This is a genomic window from Dolichospermum sp. LEGE 00246, from assembly GCF_015207865.1.
GTDB lineage: Bacteria > Cyanobacteriota > Cyanobacteriia > Cyanobacteriales > Nostocaceae > Dolichospermum > Dolichospermum heterosporum.
The window spans coordinates 1-1,137 of record NZ_JADEWA010000764.1 but is presented as its reverse complement, the minus strand read 5'-3'; the positions used below and the strand labels follow the sequence as shown (position 1 = coordinate 1,137).

The 1,137-nt window shown below is 43.0% G+C and carries 1 protein-coding gene; it reads right to left on the bottom strand.

The annotated features are described in order from the left end of the window. Positions 1–286: 286 nt before the first annotated feature. Positions 287–679: a tetratricopeptide repeat protein gene (locus tag IQ228_RS26210; RefSeq protein ID WP_027402399.1), complete on the bottom strand. Its 393-nt coding sequence runs from the start codon at positions 677–679 to the stop codon at positions 287–289. Between the last annotated feature and the right edge of the window lie 458 nt (positions 680–1,137).

Below are 1,137 nucleotides of genomic sequence, written 5' to 3'. Positions count from 1 at the left end.
TCTCCAAACCTCTCCCCGACGCGGGGAGAGGCTTTGAAAACCCCATTCCCTGGTAGGGAAGGGGGGCAGGGGGGTTAGGTTTTTGGAGATTATGGGTTTCATCTGATACTTTTCAAACAACCTCTTAAATACATTATAAGTAGGTGAACACAATAAAACCAAACTGTGTAAAGAAACGTAAAATCGCCCAAACCCTCTTCACTCTTGCCTCTTGCATGAGTGCCTTTTGCCTTGCCATAACGACAATTTTCAACGCCAACCTACTTAAACAATTCTGATATCGCTCTTACTCTTCCCTCATTTTCTTCTTTATATCTGCCAGCACAGTTTGATAATCCTCTCTATCTGGATGTAATTTTATTAACTTCTCAATTAAGGCAATCCCCCCCTGATTATCCCCAGACCTTAACCGCATAATGGACAATCTCTCAAGCGCCATTTGATTATTCGGTTCACGTTGTAAAACCAACTCATAACCCTTAATCTGTGTCTGTAAATCATTCCCAACGGTTTGAACTACTGCCTGCTTAGGTTTTTCCCAAGACTGTTTGATGGCATTAACCCCGCCGAACAGTATTGAACCGCCAAATGAAATAAGTCCAATATATGTAACAATTCTTTTCTTTCGCTCAATCTGCTTACCGCGCCGAACCAAGTAATCATCACTAGAGTTAGTCATGTGTCAAAAATTGCTGTTGTCTTAATAGCAGCATTAGCCCTACTATGATTAGATTACCCATAAGTAGCAAAAAAATATCAATCATCAACTCGTTCCCAGTCTCTGACTGGGAATGAATTCTAGAAGGCTCTGCCTTCAATGATATTAGAGGCAGAGCCTCACTAACTACATTCCTAGTCAGAGACTAGGAACGAGACGTGGTGGGGATTTTCAACTCGTTCCCAGTCTCTGACTGGGAATGAATTCTAGAAGGCTCTGCCTTCAATGATATTAGAGGCAGAGCCTCACCAACTGCATTCCTAGTCAGAGACTAGGAACGAGATGTGGTGGAGATTTTCAACTCGTTCCCAGTCTCTGACTGGGAATGAATTCTAGAAGGCTCTGCCTTCAATGATATTAGAGGCAGAGCCTCACCAACTGCATTCCTAGTCAGAGACTAGGAACGAGATGTGGTGGGG